Raw genomic sequence first — 15,507 nt, 5'->3', positions numbered from 1 at the left:
GCACGATGACCGTAGGACGAACGACGGCGGCCCTGGCCGCGGCGGGCGCGTTGACTCTTCTCGGGTATGGCGCCGCGCCGGGCATGGACCGGCCCGCCGAAGTTGCCACGGCCATGACGCTCGCCTCCAACGGGACCCAGGCCGCCGTCGTCCGCGGCTGGGGACCGGTGGTGGCCGGGGATGAGTTTAATTATGCAGGGCCGCCTGACCCGGCGAAATGGAAGGTCTACAAGGGCCCGGGGCACGCGGGCAAGGGGATCCGAAGTCCGAATGCCCTTGCAGTGGGCGGCGGCGTCGTGACCCTCAGCGGCGACGGGGCAGGCACCACGGGAGGAATGTCCGCCAGGTTTGCCAATCAGCGGTTCGGCCGCTGGGAGGCCAGGATGAAAACGAGTGCGCGGGATTTGCAATACCATCCGGTCCTGATCCTGTGGCCGAACAATAACAGTTCACCCACGTGTGCCGAGATCGACTATGCGGAAGGCACTGCGAACACCACTCTGATCAGGTTCAACCTGCACCACGCCTGCAGCGGACCGGGCTTCCAGACCCGGGCAGCCCGGACGCTCGACACGACGCAATGGCACAACTATGCAGTCGAGTGGACCCCCGCCGGAATTACCGGATACCTCGATGGGTCATTGTGGTTTGCGGACACGAACCTGGCGCATCAGCCCACGGTGGGCATGCACCAAACAGTGCAACTGGACTGGTTTCCCAACGGCACGCCCACCAAACCCAGCCAGATGCAGGTCGACTGGATCCGCGTTTACAAGTAAGTGTTGCGCTTACTCGCCGGAGGCAAATTCCGGCCGGAACGGGCCGCCAGCCTCTGACGTCCCTTCGCGGTGCCCGTCCAAAGCCTTCAACGCCGCAAGGTGCTCCAACAGGGCCCGTTCCGGATGTCCGGGATGCGCAGCCAACTGCTGGCGCAGCAGTTCCCGTGCGCGGGTTTGTTCCGGGGCAGTGTCGTCGAGGACGGCGTCAATGATCCTGGCTGCCTGATGTCGGATACCGGCGGCAGATGCGGCATGTTCCGCACCGGATACCAGGTTCTCGGGATTCTGTTCTTCGAGGCGTCCTGGAGTGGACGACGGCTCCACCGACATGGCTATTCCTTTGGTCAACGTTCCGGCTGAGTCCGGAACCGGCCTGCCGCCTTCCCCCAATCCCGGGTACTGCACCCGGGTCCTAAGACGGGCCACCGTGACAAACCTACAACGACGCCGGGCCACCAACCCCACACGGGAGCGAAGTTTTCGCCAAGTTTCATGCACAAGCCACGTCGCCGCTGCCCGCGGAATGCTAACGGCCGCTGGCGCCACGGGGGGTATCCGCTGCAGCGCTTGTGTTGGTCATCTGCCCGAAAAGACGCGGAAATACTCGCCGGGTAGCCTCGCACCAAGCAATCCGTTCGAAAGGTAGTACGCCATGCGTGTTGGACTGATCCGGGTGATGACGACGTCGGACCGACGCCTGCTTCACGCCCACGGGAAACTCCTCCGGGAAGCATTCGGATTTACCGTCACCTCGCGCTGTATACCGGACCAGCCGTCCGGCGTTTACGACCAGGCGTCGCTCGAGTCTGCGGCGCCCAAGGTTGTCCAGCTGGCGCGGGACATGGCGGGGGACGCCGACGCCCTGATTATCAGCTGCGCGTCCGACCCCGGGCTGGCCGCCGCACGGGCAGCCGTGGATATCCCGGTCATCGGGGCGGGCTCCGCGGCCGCGGCCGCGGCTCTGACCTTCGGCGGCCGGATTGGAGTTTTGGGACTCGGCGCACACGTACCGGGCCCGATCTCGGATGCACTGGGCGACCGCATGCTGCTCATTGACGGGCAGGGGCGGGTCGAAACACCCGACGCGTTCCTCATGCCTGCCGGGATCTTCGACGCCCTCGCTGCGGCCCACATGCTGGTTGACGCCGGTGCCGACGTGATCGTCCAGGCCAGCACGGGCCTGAGCAGCATCGGCATGGCGGACGTGCTCCGCCGCCGGCTCGGGGTTCCGGTGATCGACGCCGTGACGGCGGCCGGTTCGATGCTCGTCTCAGCAGTTCTCTCCCGGGAACTTCAGGAGGTTTGAGTCCTGCCGCCTGTGGCGGCGTACCAGCGGCCAACGCCACGGCAGCCCCGCGCCGCAACAGGGCGCGGGGCTGCCTGGTGTCGGTCCTATTTGTAGACGCGGACCCAGTCAACCTGCATCTGTGAGGGCTTGGTGGCCGATCCGTCGGGGAACCAGTCCAGCTGCAACGTCTGATGCATGCCCACGGAGGGCAGGTGCGCGGGGTTCGTGTCGGAGAAGGTCTTCACGCCGTCGATGTAACCGGTGATGCCGGCAGGAGTCCACTCCACTGCGTAGTTGTGCCACTGGGTGGTGTCAATCGTCTTGGCCGCCGTGGTCTGGAAGTTCGAGCCGCCGCAGGCGTAGTGCAGGAAGAACTTGATCTGCGTGGTGTTGGTGCTGCCCTCGGCGTAGTCAATCTCGGCGCAGTTGGGCGAGGTGTTGTTGTTGGGCCACAGGATCAGCACGGGGTGGTACTCGGGGTCCCGGGCGTTGGTCCGCATCCGCGTCTCCCATTTGCCGTATTTCTGCTGCGCAAATTTTGCCGACATGCCGCCCGTGGTGCCGGCCGAGTCACCGCTGACGGTTGCCACGCCGTTGGCGACTGACCACGCCTGCGGGCTCCTGACACCCTTGCCGGCATGTCCGGATCCCTTGAAGACGCTCCATTTGGTGGAGTCGGGGGCGCCGGCCTTGGAGAACTCGTCACCCGCAACAACCGCACCCCAGCCCCGGGCCGTGGCGGCCTGGGACCCGTCGCCGGTCGCGGCGACGGCGGCCTGGGCCGCGACGGGCGCGGCGGCCGCCGTTACCGGTGCCGGTGCCGGAGCGGCTGCCGCTTGTGCGCCAGCTGCCGGGGCGACTGCCGCGGCGGCCGGTGCAGGTGCCGCACCGGCTCCGGGGGCCGCAGGTGCAGCGGCCCTGCCGGAAACAGGTTTGGGGGCCGAGGGGGCCGCCGGCTTCGGCGTTGCGGCCGCCGAGGCCGTGGCTTTCGCGGCAGGATGCGAGGCCTGTGTTGCCGCCGAGGACGTGGAGTCCGCAGCAGAATTCGCGGCCTCGGTGGCCGGGGAAACGGCTGCGGCGCCGGACGTGGGGCCAGCGCTGCAGCCGGTCAGGGCCAGCGCTCCCAGGCTCAGCGCAATCGCTACCTTGCTCAGCTGTGGTGCCGAGAGGCGTGCCTTCGGCCGTGCATCTTTGAACGTTGATGTATTGAGCGTTGACTTATTGAGCGTTGACTTATTGAGCGTTGACTTATTGAGCGTTGACTTATTGAACAGCGGTTTCTTGAACAACGGACCCCTCGGGCTTTCGTGGCTGGCACACACAACCGACGCTGCCAGGGCGGCGGATAGTGCGGAAAGTTTCATCCGGCCCCTGCCGCAAGGCATGGGCGAGCAGACGCCGAACGGCGCAACGGGGCCCTGCGAAGGGGCGGTCCGGGGCCCTGCATTCGGGCCGGGCCTCACGGCCAGCGGCCAACGTTACCGGACCGTTACCTCAGCCCGCAAACCTCCCGCGCAGATAGTGGTGACCTGCCAGGCAGGGCCGGCGGGGGATCTGGACGGTCCACGCCCGCCGCTCAGGACGGCTTGGCACCGCGTTTCCACCGTGAGCTGGGAGGGGAAAGAATGGACCTGTGAGTCAAGCCGGCGAATTCATCGACCGCTCCCTGCAGCGGGAAGCTTCCTGGCGCCGCTCTGAGCAGCTGCAGGCGCGGCTGGAAACGGAGCCAGCGGGCAGCGGCCTTCGGTTCTACGGCACCTCCGTGGGTGCCGTGCGCGGCACGGTCCGCGATGCCGGCCGCCGCTATCCCGGACTCTCCCGTGATGAGGTCGCTGCGCTGAGTTCCGAACTGTGGGGCCCGGAACTGGAGGGCTCCGATCTGGACGGCCCGGAACTGCGGGCAGCGCCGGTTTTCGAGCGCCGGCTGGCCGCCGTTGTCCTGCTGCAGAACAACGTGAAGCTGCTGACCAACGCCGACCTCACCCGGCTGGAGGGGTTCATCCGGCAGGCGCGGGTGCCGGACCTTGTGGATCCGCTCGCCGTCGACGTCGTCGGGCCCCTGGTGGACGGACTCGATGTCCTGGCCAGGGTACGGGCCGACAGCGTGCTGGACCGATGGGTGCGCGAGCCGGATGCCTGGCTGCGCCGGGCCGCGCTGCTCTCGCCGTTGCTGGCGCTGCGCGCGGGCGCGGGGGACTGGGACAGGTTTGTCCGGCACGCCAACGCGGTGCTCGGCGAGACTGGCGGGAAGTTCGACGCCGACGGCATGGCTGTCCGGGACGCGGTCTCCCGGGTCCTGGCGGAGATGGCAAAGCGGAGGCCGGAACTGCAACTCACGTCCGTTGGAGTATGACGATCCGGACCTTCGCCGCCGGATCGGCTGGTTCAGGCACTTAGGCACGCAGACATGTCGGACATTCAGACATCCGGACTGTCAGCCCTTCGGATCTCCCGGATCGCCCTGCCCGACGGTGCTGCCGGAATCCCCGGACTTACCGCCGGCACCTGCCGGCAGCGCGAACGTCCTCGCCGCCCGTGACCCGGCGACGGCGCCCGCGGCTATGGTGACCAGCGCTCCCACCAGCAGGGCCGCGGCCTCGCCTGGGAGCAGGACCTGAAGCTGCGTGCCGATGCTCGCCGCGGCCACCGGTACGCCTAGCTGGGCCGCCGACAACACCCCGAGGGGCAGCGGGAGTCCCAGGAAAGCCAGGTCGGCATGCGCCAGCAGGGCCCCGCCCCCCAGTGCCAGGCCGAGGGCAATCATGTCAGGGTGTCCGGCCAGGTCCCTGAGCGTCAGCGAGGCACCCAGCCAGACGAAGAAGAGCGGACCCAGGAAGCCGTCGCTGAGCGCGAACAATTGCCGGGCCAGCCGCCGCGGTTCGCCGACGGCAGCCATCACCAGGCCGAAGGAAAAGCCTGCCATCATCACAGAAACATTGCTCCACGTTGCGACACCGGCCAGGGTGAAGAGTACGGCCAGCTGGATCCGCAGCTCCAGGGCAAACTTGCGGCTTTCCGAGAGCCGGTGCACGCGCCGGCGGATTCCCCGGCGCTCCAGCCAGCGCAAGCCGACAAAGAGCACCACCGCGCACCCGGTCACCACGAGGACGCCCAGCGCCGCCTGGACTGCGTGGGGCGGATCCACCAGGAGCGGCAACGCCACAATGCAGGCTGTGTCGGCTATTGCCACCTGCGCTGTCATGTCCACGACATCTGGCCCGCCGAGGCGCAGGGAATCGACGATTGGAAGCACCAGGGCGGCCGACGAAGACGCCAGCAGCACGACATAGAGGGGAGCATGTCCAGTCCCGAACAGCAGCCCGATGCCGGTTCCGACCACCACCGCTGCCGCTGCGGCCACAATCGCCCGGCGCGAGCCCTTCCCGAGGGCGCCACGGATGTGCGGATCCCGCACGGGAACGTGGGTGCCTGCCACGAACATCATCAGCGCAAAGCCGATATTGGCCAGCAGGGTGAATGTCGGGTCCGCGGGGTCCACAAGGGCCAGGCCTGAGCGCCCGATCGCGATGCCGGCCAGCAGCTCACCCAGCATGACAGGCAAGTGCCAGCGCACGGGCAGGGCCAGCAGGGGGCCAGCCAGGGCGATGACGGCGATCAGCGCCAGGGACAGGAAGGTCACGGTTCGCCGCGGCCCGCCGGCACCGTTCCCGACCGCCGTTCCACTACTGCGTAGGCCTTCCCGTCCAGGAAGGCCCAGTCGTTGACAACCATGTACCCGAGCGCGTCCACCCGGTCATTCAGGACGTGCTCGTCGAAGCCCCCGTCGCGCGGTTCCGCGTCCCATGTGCTCACATGGACGTCCCCGCCGTCCAGGATCAGCAGCTCGGTGTTGACGTCGAAATCCTCTTGGGGCTGAGTGCTCAACTGGCAGATGGCGACACAATGGCTGTTCATTTCGGGCCTCCGCTTCCGGTGGTGCTGATGGCATCATCCTATGTTCGGAAACGGCCGCCGCCCTATGGGCAAATTGCGGCACGCCATCACCGCCTCCGTTACCTGAATGTGACTTTCGGGTGCGGTTCGCGCTACGGTTGATGAGTGCCTGTTGTCTCCGATACGGGCGCTCCCCAGCCGATTGCCTAACTCTGCCGCGGCCCGGGGGTAACTCGCATCAACGTCCGGCAGAGACGGGGAAACCACTTTTGACCTGCTGATATGCAGGTCTTGGGGTGAAGCCGCACAGTGCCCGCCACGACGGGCCCGGGAGTGCGGCCGGGTGCCTCCCATCCGAATCCGACAGCTCACCTCGCAGGCATTGGGAGAGGCTACATTCATGACTTCAGTCAATACTTTTGCGCGCCATGCCGCCGTCCTCGCCGCCGCATCCGGCCTGGTCCTGACCAGCGGAATGGCTGCCAACGCCGCCACCGCCCCCGTGCAGCGTGACTCCGCTCCGGCGTCGAACATCGACGTCACCGGACAGGTCAGCGCCCCCGTCAGCGCCGATTCAAGCGTCAAGATCAGCTTCGAGCGCCCCGCAGTGGATTCTGTTGCCGCGCCGGTCATCGAGCAGCCCGTTGCTCCGGCTCCGGCTCCGGCTCTGGCTCCCGCTGCAGCCCCGGCTGCAGCCCCGGTGGCAGCGCCCAAGGCGACCGTCCAGGTGCAGGCCGCTCCGGCAGCAGCGCCGGCCGCGGCGCCCGCTGCCGGCGGACGCAACGCCATCATGCTCTCGGCCGCCTACAGCCAGGTGGGCATCACCCAGGACTGCACCGCCATGGTGGAGAAGGCCCTTGGCGCCGCGGGCAAGCCCGTTGGCGACATCGGTCCCCGCGCGTTCCTTGGCCTTGGAGCCGTTGTGGCCACGCCGCAGCCCGGTGACATGGTGGTCCAGTCCGGCCACGTGGGCATCTACGCCGGCAACGGCCAGGTGGTCAGCGGCGGCATGAACGGCTCGAACCAGACGATGGTGCACCCGCTGTCCTGGCTCACCGCGACCGGCGGCGTGACCTTCGTCCGCGCCTAAGCCGCATGGCCCCGACCGGGGCCAGACAGTCCGGAAAGACCGGCGATCGATTTCCCTTGGGGGCAAATCGATCGCCGGTCTTTTCTGTCTCTGCATTTTGGGGGTCCGGGCTCCCGGCGGCACCGCCTTTCTCCGGCACAGGATCCTCAGGGATTCCCGCTCTCACTGAGCGGAAGCGTCAGCTTCATGACCGTTCCCTCGTCCCCGGTCGCGGCCACCTCGACAGTGCCCCCGGCAGCGACGGCAATCTCCCGGACCAAGGCCAGCCCGATGCCAAAGCTCCGCTGTCCCTGTGAAGTACCGGTGCTGGCGGTCCGCACGAACCGGTCAAAGATCCGGGCCTGATCGACGCCAGTAATTCCGGTCCCCGAGTCCGCCACGGTGATCACGGCGCGCTTCTGCTCGATTGAGGTCGTGATGGACACGCGGCCGCCCGGAGGCGTGTGGGCCAGGGCGTTGTCCGCCAGGGCCAGCACGGCACGGCGCAGCGAGTTCTTCTCGATCCGGGCCAGCGGCCGGGCATCGGCAGAGAATTCCAGGCGCACCTTCCGCTGCTCTGCCACCGGCTGGAGGCTGACGGCGACGCTGGCGGCAGCATCGGCCAGGTCGGCAGGGGGTGCGGAGTGGGCCGGGGCCTCCGCGGTAGCCGCGAGGAGCAGTTCGGTGACAATCCCGGTCAGCGTCGCGGCGTCCTCCCGGATCCGGGCCAGGTCCTGGCTTTGCCTGGAGCCGGGCACAGTGTTGCGCTGGGCCAGCTGGATCCTGGTGTCCAGGATGGTCAATGGGGTGCGCAATTCGTGGCTCGCGTCCTGGACGAAACGCCGCTCCCTGGCCAGGGCCTCACTGAGGGGTCGGATGGCGCTGCGCGCGCTGAGCCACCCGACGATGCCGGCCAGCAGGATTCCCGCCACCCCGGCGATGATCATGGCTTCGAGGACATCCTTGGAATCCAGGTATGTGTAGGCCGCCCCGGCCGCCGCCGAACGCGGCACTTCAGGATGGGCCAGTTGGTTCGTGAGGTACAGTGCCGTGGCGGCGAGCAGCCCGAGAACCATGACCGCGCACGCGGCGCTGATCCGCAGCGCGACCTTGAGGGAGGCCTTGCGCAGGACGGAGTGGTCCGGATTTCCGCGTGCCGGCCGGCCGTCACTCATGAGCATCGCCGATCTGGTATCCGAGGCCGTGCACCGTGCGGATCACGGCTTTGGAGATCTTCCGGCGCAGGTGATGGACATAGGTATCGATCACGCCGGGCTGCTCCGAGGCGTGGAAGCACGCCGCGAGGAGCTCGTCCCGGGTGAAGACGCGGTCCGGTTCCGCGGCCAGGGCTGCCAGCAGTTGGCCTTCCTTCGCGGTCAGCGGCACCGTTTGCCCGTAGACGGAACGGACGGAACGCTGCGTCGGGTCCAGTTCCCAGTCCCCGATCGCCACCGGGGCCGGGGCCGGGGGAGGGAAGGAGCGCGTCAGTGCGCGCAGGCGTGCTGCCAGTTCGCCGGCGTCGAACGGCTTGGTCACGTAATCGTTGGCGCCGGCGTCCAGTCCCCTGACCTTTTCGTCGGGGTCGCCCAGCGCGGTCAGGACCAGGATGGGCGTGGCAATGCCTTTCGACCGCAAAGCCGTGATGAGGGCGATGCCGTCCATGGCGGGCAACCCGCGGTCGACAATCATGACGTCCCAGCTCCCGGTCAGCCCCTGGTGGAGGCCATCGCGGCCGTTGGTGACCAACTGGACCCGGTAGTCGGGGTCCAGGAGCTCGGCGATGAGCGGTCCCAGGACGGCGTCGTCCTCGACGAGCAGCAGGGAGGGAAGCTCAGCGGAAGTCATGTCAGCTATTCTTCCGCGGCCATTTCCTCAGTCCGCCATCCGCCCCCGGGTTCCTCCGCCGTGTCGCCGGCGGCGTGGGCTGCGGACGCGGCTGCGCCGCGGGAGTTGCGGCGGCGTTTGAGGAGCTGCACCACCCCCGGCACGACGGAGACGAGCACCATGGCCACGACGATGGCGTCGATGTTCCTGGCGATGATGTCAAAGTGCCCCAGCCAGGTGCCAAGCATCGTCACGGAGGCCGCCCATGCCGCGGCGCCGGTGATATTCCACAGGGTGAAGGATTTGTAGTCATAGCGCGCGATCCCGGCGGTCAGGGGAGCAAACGTCCGGACCATGGGGACGAAGCGCGCCAGCACGACGGCGGCCCCGCCGTGGCGGCGGAAGAAGTCCTCCGTGGTGGTCAGGTGCGCTGTCTTCAGGATCCGGGCGTCGTCCTTGAACCAGCGCCGGCCAAATTTCCGTCCGAGCATGTAGCCGACCTGGTCCCCGGCGACCGCGGCCGCGGTGACGACGCCGATCAGCACGGGCAACGTCAGTTGCAGCTGCTGGTGCAGAAGGCCTGCGGTGAACAGCAGGGAGTCGCCGGGCAGGAAGGGAAAGAGCACGCCCGATTCGATGAAGACCATGGCCGCGATCACACCCAAGGCGGCCGGACCCAACCCGGCGAGCAGGTTTGCCGGGTCCAGCAGGGACGGTGTTCCGGCGGCGTGGGCGGCCGGAAGGACGGTAAGAACGTTTAGGGCGGGCATTGTCATTTCCCCTCAGCGCCCAGCGGCCGGCTGCCGGATGTCGCCCGACGCCAATCCGCCATCCGCGGAGTGACACGGTTCCACAGGCCCGCGAGCAAGACCACGGCTGCGCTCGCGGCCAGGAACGACGCCGCGACGTCGGTGGGGTAGTGGACGCCGATATACAGCCGTGACCAGGCTACGATCAGGGCCACCGCCGCCGCCCCGGCGGCCGTGACCTTGGCCCAGCGGGTTCCGCGGGCCAGGAAGTACACTGCGAATCCCAGTGCCACCGCAAAGGACACGTGGCCGCTTGGGAAGCTGTTGGAACCCGTTTCCGGCGCCAGGGGATCGAACAGCAGGGCAGGGTTGGGCCGCTGGCGGGCCACGATGAGCTTGAAGATTTCACTCGCCACCCAGCCGGATGATGCCACGAGGCCGAAAGCAACCGCCTTGGGCAGGCCGCCGCGGAACAGCCAGATGGACAGCGCCGTGGCGCCGATCAGCGCGAGGCCCGCCACCGGGCCAAACACGACGGTCAGGGCCATCGCGACGGCGGTCAGGGCGGCGGCGTGGTGCCGGCTTAGGTCCTGATCGATCCCGAGCTCGGTGGCGCTAAAGCCGGGGGTCAGCTGCGCCGCCAGGCCCAGCGCCACGACGGCGGCGGACAGCAGAATGCCCAGCACCAGCCAGTGGCGGATCTGGGGGAGGGCCCACAGCCGGGGCCCCGCGGTGGGAGGCACAGCGTCGGGACGGCGCAGTACTCCACTGCGGCTCAGTGCTCCATCACCGCCCGGCGGCGTATCGCGCTTAACAGGGGCAGGTCCAGTCATGGGATCCTCCGGCTCGGGACAAGGGCGCCCGGACAGGCGACAAATTCCACTCTTCCGTCAGCCGTTTAAGAAATGCTTAAGAAAGTGCCGCAGCGATGGCCGCAGGGGGCCGCCGCGCCGGCTACGCGGCGTAGCGCAGCAGCGCCACTCCGTTGCTGAAAGCCCGTGTCTCCAGCAGCCGGAGCTGGGCTCTGCTGTCCGCAGCCTTGAACAGTGGTCTGCCCCGGCCAATCAGTACCGGATGGACGTACAGCCAGTATTCGTCGATCAGCCTGAGCCGCCGGAAGGTATCGGCCAGTTCTGCCCCGCCGAGGGCCAGGTCCCCGCCCGGCTGCGCCTTCAGGGCCAGCACTTCTTCCGCCACCACATCCCGGACTACGGTGGTGTTCCAGTCGGCTGATGTCAGCGTCCGGGAGTAGACGATCTTGGGCATGTCCCGCCAGATCCGGGCGAACTCGGCCATCACTGGGCCGGCGGCTGGGTCCTTGTCCGCGGTGGGCCAGAACCCTTCCATCAGCTCGTACGTGACGCGGCCGTCAAGGAAGGCGCCCATGGTGCTCAACTGTTGGTTGAAGTGGCGGTGCAGCTCGTCGTCGACCGTGTGCCAGCTGATGTCGCGGTCCGGGCCCTCGAAGAATCCGTCGAGGGACACCTGCATGGCCAGGACGATTTTTCGCATGTCCGCTCCTCACGTTTTCTCCACAGTACGCCGCGGCTTTGGATGGCAGAACCACTTTTCCCCGGATACGTGCCCTTGCGCGGGATGCCGCAAGCGGGAAGAATGCTGGAAGTCTATGGCCCCACCGCGGTCAGTCACCTTCGGGGAAGTACGATGCCTGCGAACGATTCGAACAACAGCACGGGGCCGGTCCGGATGCCTGAGCCGACGCCGCGCCACTACCGCTCCGGCGGGCACCGGGCAAGCGACGGGTCCCAGCCCGGCCCGCGGTCCCTCGCCCGGCGTGAGGGGAGGATCCGGAGACAGTATCTGACGGCGGCCGCCGTCGCACTGGCCCTTGTCGCCGCCGGCGGCGTCTATGCGGGCGTCCAGGCAGGGCTGCCTTCTGACCCGCCGGCCGCTGCGGCGACGGCGCCGGTCACCGATGCCGGCCGGACCGTTCCGCCGGCATCTGACCTGCCCACAACTGCTTCGCCCGTGGCGGGCACCGTCTCGGCGGCCGCCGGGAAACCGGCTGAGCTCCCCGCCGTGCCTGCCGTCGCGGTCCCGGCCATTGACCCGGAACTGGACAGCCAGATCAACGGGATCATCGAGGCCAACAGCGCCTATGCGCTGGGGGTGTCCTTGATCGATGTCTCCGACGGCGTGGTCCACGGCTATGGGGCCCAAGGCAAGTTTGTGGCCGCCAGCACGGCGAAGATCCTGGCCGCGTCGGCGTATTACCACCTCGTGGAAACCGGCCGCGCCTCGCTGACCGCCCGGATGGGCGCCTCGACGGCCGGCGCCCAGATCCGCCAGATGGTCCAGCAGAGCAACAACGATTCGTGGGCGCTGATCCTGCGGGCGGTCGGCCAGCGGGGCATCACGGAATACGCCGCGTCGATCGGGATCACCTACGACCGCACGGTCAACCTGCTGACGCCCGCAGAAATGGCCAGGACCCTCCAGCTGCTCTACACGGGACAGCTGCTCAATGCCCGCAACACCGCCCAGCTCCTGTCCTATATGCAGAACACCAACTTTGAGACACTGATCCCGCCGGCGGTTCCGCCCGGGGTAGGGGTTCACCATAAGTACGGACTGCTGTTCGGAAACCTGCATGACGCGGCCGTCCTGGACAAGGACGGCCGGGCCTTCGTGTTCGTCGTGTACACACGGGGCAAGAATTACTCCGATATGGGCCCCCGCACCCAGATCATTCAGCAGCTCACCCGGACTGTGACCGCCGCGTTGTTCTGAGTCTGGCCACCGTCAGACGGTCGCCGGCCCGGCGGCAGCCCGTTCCCTCTCCGTGGTCTTCCTGGACTTGGCGAACCGGAGATAGAGCGAGGGCACGATGAACAGATTGAGCAGGGTGGAGGTGACCAGGCCGCCCAGGATGACGACGGCCATGGGGTGTTCAATTTCATGGCCCGGGATGTTGCCCATGACCACCAGGGGTACCAGGGCCAGCCCGGTGGCCAAGGTGGTCATGAGGATGGGCGAGAGCCGCTCCGCCGCCCCGCGCATCACCAGGGCGCGGCCGAAGGTTTGGCCTTCATAGGTTTCCAGATGCTGGCAGTGGTTGATCAGCAGGATGCCGTTGCGCGCAGCGATCCCCATCACCGTGAGGAAGCCGACGAGGGACCCGAGGGACAGGACGCCGCCGGTCATGTAGGCGGCTATGACCCCGCCCACCAGGGCTACGGGCAGCGTCAGCAGCGACAGGACTGCCAGCCGCCAGCTGCGGAAGGACGCCTGCAGCAGCAGGAGGATCAGCACAAGTGCCGCCGCGGAGTAGATCATCAGACGGTTCGTTGCCGCCTCGCGTTCGGTGTATTCGCCGAGCAGCTGCACGCTGTAGCCGGTGGGGAGCTCCAGGCTCTCCAGCCGTGATTTCAACTCACCGACCACGGTTCCCAGGTCCGCTCCGTTGGCCAGGAAGGATCCCACCTCGACACGGCGGGAACCGTTGGTGCGGTCGATCTGGTTCGGCGTCGCCTGCAGGCTCACGTCCGCGACGTCGGCGAGGCGAACCCGCGTTCCGCTGGGCGTGTCGATGGGCAGATCCTCGATGCTGGTGACGGAGGAACGGGTGGCCGGGGTACTCCAGACCTGGACGTCGTAGGCCCGGCCGTCCCGGAAGACGTCGCCGACTTCCTCGCCTGCCACGAGTGTCGCGGCCGCGCGCCGGACGTCGCCCGGTTTGAGGCCGTACTTCTGCGCCGCGGCCAGGTTAACCGTGACGGCGATCTGGGGGACTTCCACCTCCAGGGAGACATGCGGGTCCTCGGTGCCCTCGATCGAGTCCATGAGGGTCTTGACCCGTTGCGCCTGTTCCCGGAGCACGTTGAGGTCGTCTCCGTAGACGCGGACCAGGATGGGTTCGCTGGCGCCGGTGATGACCTCTTCAATCCGCTCCTTCAGATAGGTCTGGACGTCACGGTGCAGCCCCGGGTAGCCGTTGACCACTTCCTCCACAGCGGCCACCGTCTTGTCGTAGTCGGCGTGGCGGTCGATGCTGATCCAGTGTTCGCCGGCATTGACACCGACGATCTCGTCCGCGGCGAATGCCTGCCCGATGTGCGTGCCGCAGTTCAGGACCCCGGGGACCTTGAGGAATTCCTCACAGCCGCGCTGGGAAATCCTGAACTCTTCGGCGGCAGAGGTTCCCGGTTCGGAGATCCAGTGCATCAGGAAGTCCCGTTCCTTGAACGTGGGGAACAGGGACGAACCCATCAGGGGAGCGAGGACCAGGCCCACCACCGCCAGAACGCCAAAGCCCGCGTAACCGAACCGGGGCCGGTTCATGGCCTTGGACAAGGCGGCGTGGTAGCCGCGTTTGAGCACCCGGACCAGCGGCGCATCGCGTTCTTCGAGTTTGGCGTTGCCCAGCAGAATCAGGGCAAGGGCCGGCGTCACTGTCAGCGCCACGAGCATGGAGGCCAGGACGGCCAGGGTGTAGGAGACGGCCAGCGGCCGGAAGAAGACGCCGGTCAGCCCTTCCAGGAAGAAGATCGGTACGGCGGCGACCACAATGATCAGGGTCGCGTAGACGATCGGGCTCCGCATCTCCAGGGAGGCTTTCAAAACCACCGATGCCGCAGATTCATCACTGCCCGCAGCACGCCGCTGGCGGAGCCGGCGCATGATGTTCTCGACGTCGATGATCGCGTCATCCACCACCACTCCCACGGCGATGACCAGACCCGCCAGGACCATCGTGTTGATGGCACTGGACGTGAAGTAGAGCACCAGCGCGGCCGTAAGCAGGGACAAGGGAATGGCGACGATGCTGATCAGGGCCGTGCGCCACTGGAACAGGAACGCGACGAGGATCATGACGACCAGCAGGCAGCCGAGCAGCAGCGCGACGCTGAGGTTTGAGATCGCCTCCTCAACGAAGCTGGCGGGCCGGAAGATCGTGGTGTCGAAGTTGATGCCGCTCAGACCCGGCTGCAGCTCGTGGAGGGCCTCCTCTACACCTTTGGTCACGTCCAGTGTGTTGCCCCAGGGCAGCTTCTCGACGATCAGCATAAGCCCGTGGCCGTTGTTGATCACGGCGTCACCAATCAGCGGCTGATGGTCCTCCACAACCTGGGCAACATCGCCCAGATGCAGCGCCACGCCGTTCTTTTCCCGAATCGTCACCTGGGCCAGATCCGCGGGCGTCTGGATCGGCTGGACGTGGCGGACCCCCATCCTCTGGGTCGGACTGTCAATGAAGCCGCCCGTGCCGATGAAGCGTCCGGGCGAGTACTTCAGCAGCCCGGCGTCGAGGGCGCCGGCAGTGACTTCCATGACCTGGTTCAGGGAGACGTTCTGGGCCTTGAGCTTGTCAGGCTCCACCTGGACCTGCAGCATCTGGAGCCGCTCGCCCCAGATGGCCACGTTGGCCACCCCGGGGACCCGCAGGAGCCGGGCCCGGATGGTCCAGTAGGACAGCATGGACATTTCGATGAGCGAATGTTCCGACGACGTCATCCCGATCTTCATCACGCGGCTGGTCGCGGACAGCGGCTGCAGCATCACCGGCGGGGCCGCCCACGTGGGCAGCGCCGCGGTCACCGAAGCCATCCGTTCCGATACGAGCTGACGGGCGTTGAGCAGGTCAGTGCCCTGATGGAAGAGCAGCACGATCGAGGACAGCTGGGGTACGGACTTGGACCGGATCTCGTCCAGGCCCGGCATGCCGCTCACGGCGGCCTCGATCGGCACACTGACGAGCTCTTCGACTTCCTGGGCGGTCAACCCGAGGCATGCGGTCTGGATTTCCACGCGTGGCGGGGCGAATTCCGGGAAGACATCCACGGATGCTGCGCCCAACTGCAGGGAACCTAGCAGCATCACGGCGCACGCGAGGGCGACTACAACCGTCTTGAAACGGAGGCTGATCCCGATGAGCCAGCGCAT

15 protein-coding genes and 1 riboswitch are annotated in these 15,507 nt (G+C 67.3%); of the genes, 5 read left to right on the top strand and 10 right to left on the bottom strand.

Annotated elements, in window-relative coordinates; translation table 11 throughout:
• The first annotated feature begins 5 nt into the window (after nt 1-5).
• Complete coding sequence (locus ABH915_RS13680) at nt 6-779, top strand: glycoside hydrolase family 16 protein (RefSeq protein ID WP_370122175.1); 774 nt, start codon at nt 6-8, stop codon at nt 777-779.
• A 9-nt stretch (nt 780-788) separates the two neighbouring features.
• Here ABH915_RS13680 and ABH915_RS13675 read toward each other — a convergent pair whose 3' ends face one another.
• The gene (locus tag ABH915_RS13675; protein ID WP_370122172.1) at nt 789-1,109 is read right to left on the bottom strand and encodes a hypothetical protein; all 321 of its coding nucleotides are present in this window, start codon (nt 1,107-1,109) and stop codon (nt 789-791) included.
• Between the two features lie 322 nt (nt 1,110-1,431).
• On the opposite strand from ABH915_RS13675, the gene ABH915_RS13670 reads away from it, so the two are divergent.
• The gene (locus ABH915_RS13670) at nt 1,432-2,085 is read left to right on the top strand and encodes an aspartate/glutamate racemase family protein (RefSeq protein ID WP_370122169.1); all 654 of its coding nucleotides are present in this window, start codon (nt 1,432-1,434) and stop codon (nt 2,083-2,085) included.
• Nucleotides 2,086-2,171: 86 nt separating this feature from the next.
• Here ABH915_RS13670 and ABH915_RS13665 read toward each other — a convergent pair whose 3' ends face one another.
• Nucleotides 2,172-3,356: a glycoside hydrolase family 16 protein gene (locus ABH915_RS13665; protein WP_370122166.1), complete on the bottom strand. Its 1,185-nt coding sequence runs from the start codon at nt 3,354-3,356 to the stop codon at nt 2,172-2,174.
• Between the two features lie 344 nt (nt 3,357-3,700).
• Here ABH915_RS13665 and ABH915_RS13660 point away from each other — a divergent pair, with 344 nt between their 5' ends.
• Entirely contained in the window at nt 3,701-4,420 is a 720-nt protein-coding gene (locus ABH915_RS13660) for a DNA alkylation repair protein (protein WP_370122163.1), read from the top strand.
• 81 nt (nt 4,421-4,501) lie between these two features.
• Here ABH915_RS13660 and ABH915_RS13655 read toward each other — a convergent pair whose 3' ends face one another.
• Together ABH915_RS13655 and ABH915_RS13650 are read right to left on the bottom strand one after the other, a co-directional pair.
• Entirely contained in the window at nt 4,502-5,707 is a 1,206-nt protein-coding gene (locus ABH915_RS13655) for a cation:proton antiporter (protein ID WP_370122161.1), read from the bottom strand.
• Nucleotides 5,704-5,952, bottom strand: coding sequence for a hypothetical protein (locus ABH915_RS13650; RefSeq protein ID WP_231386249.1), 249 nt, complete (start codon nt 5,950-5,952; stop codon nt 5,704-5,706). The genes ABH915_RS13655 and ABH915_RS13650 overlap by 4 nt, the downstream gene beginning before the upstream one ends.
• Nucleotides 5,953-6,154: 202 nt before the next feature.
• A riboswitch (cyclic di-AMP (ydaO/yuaA leader) is annotated at nt 6,155-6,357 on the top strand.
• A 4-nt stretch (nt 6,358-6,361) separates the two neighbouring features.
• On the opposite strand from ABH915_RS13650, the gene ABH915_RS13645 reads away from it, so the two are divergent.
• On the top strand, nt 6,362-7,051 hold the full coding sequence (locus ABH915_RS13645) for a hypothetical protein (RefSeq protein ID WP_370122158.1): 690 nt from the start codon (nt 6,362-6,364) through the stop codon (nt 7,049-7,051).
• A 146-nt stretch (nt 7,052-7,197) separates the two neighbouring features.
• Here ABH915_RS13645 and ABH915_RS13640 read toward each other — a convergent pair whose 3' ends face one another.
• The 5 genes from ABH915_RS13640 to ABH915_RS13620 all read right to left on the bottom strand — a co-directional run bounded on the left by ABH915_RS13640 (nt 7,198) and on the right by ABH915_RS13620 (nt 11,115).
• Complete coding sequence (locus ABH915_RS13640) at nt 7,198-8,205, bottom strand: sensor histidine kinase (protein ID WP_370122155.1); 1,008 nt, start codon at nt 8,203-8,205, stop codon at nt 7,198-7,200.
• On the bottom strand, nt 8,198-8,875 hold the full coding sequence (locus tag ABH915_RS13635) for a response regulator transcription factor (protein ID WP_370122153.1): 678 nt from the start codon (nt 8,873-8,875) through the stop codon (nt 8,198-8,200). Before ABH915_RS13635 ends, ABH915_RS13640 begins: the two co-directional genes overlap by 8 nt.
• 5 nt (nt 8,876-8,880) lie before the next feature.
• Nucleotides 8,881-9,624: a DedA family protein gene (locus tag ABH915_RS13630; protein ID WP_370122151.1), complete on the bottom strand. Its 744-nt coding sequence runs from the start codon at nt 9,622-9,624 to the stop codon at nt 8,881-8,883.
• A 2-nt stretch (nt 9,625-9,626) separates the two neighbouring features.
• Nucleotides 9,627-10,436, bottom strand: coding sequence for a phosphatase PAP2 family protein (locus ABH915_RS13625; protein ID WP_370122148.1), 810 nt, complete (start codon nt 10,434-10,436; stop codon nt 9,627-9,629).
• A gap of 121 nt (nt 10,437-10,557) precedes the next feature.
• The gene (locus tag ABH915_RS13620; RefSeq protein WP_370122145.1) at nt 10,558-11,115 is read right to left on the bottom strand and encodes a dihydrofolate reductase family protein; all 558 of its coding nucleotides are present in this window, start codon (nt 11,113-11,115) and stop codon (nt 10,558-10,560) included.
• 153 nt (nt 11,116-11,268) lie between these two features.
• Between ABH915_RS13620 and ABH915_RS13615 the strand changes: the two genes are divergently transcribed.
• Nucleotides 11,269-12,354, top strand: coding sequence for a serine hydrolase (locus ABH915_RS13615; RefSeq protein ID WP_370122143.1), 1,086 nt, complete (start codon nt 11,269-11,271; stop codon nt 12,352-12,354).
• A 12-nt stretch (nt 12,355-12,366) separates the two neighbouring features.
• On the opposite strand, the gene ABH915_RS13610 is transcribed toward ABH915_RS13615, so the two are convergent.
• The gene (locus ABH915_RS13610; RefSeq protein WP_370122140.1) at nt 12,367-15,507 is read right to left on the bottom strand and encodes an efflux RND transporter permease subunit; all 3,141 of its coding nucleotides are present in this window, start codon (nt 15,505-15,507) and stop codon (nt 12,367-12,369) included.

Origin of the sequence: Arthrobacter sp. MW3 TE3886, assembly GCF_041262145.1 — a bacterium.
Classification (GTDB): domain Bacteria; phylum Actinomycetota; class Actinomycetes; order Actinomycetales; family Micrococcaceae; genus Arthrobacter.
Note: the sequence above shows the minus strand (reverse complement) of the source record. Positions and strands in the feature narration are given on the sequence as shown.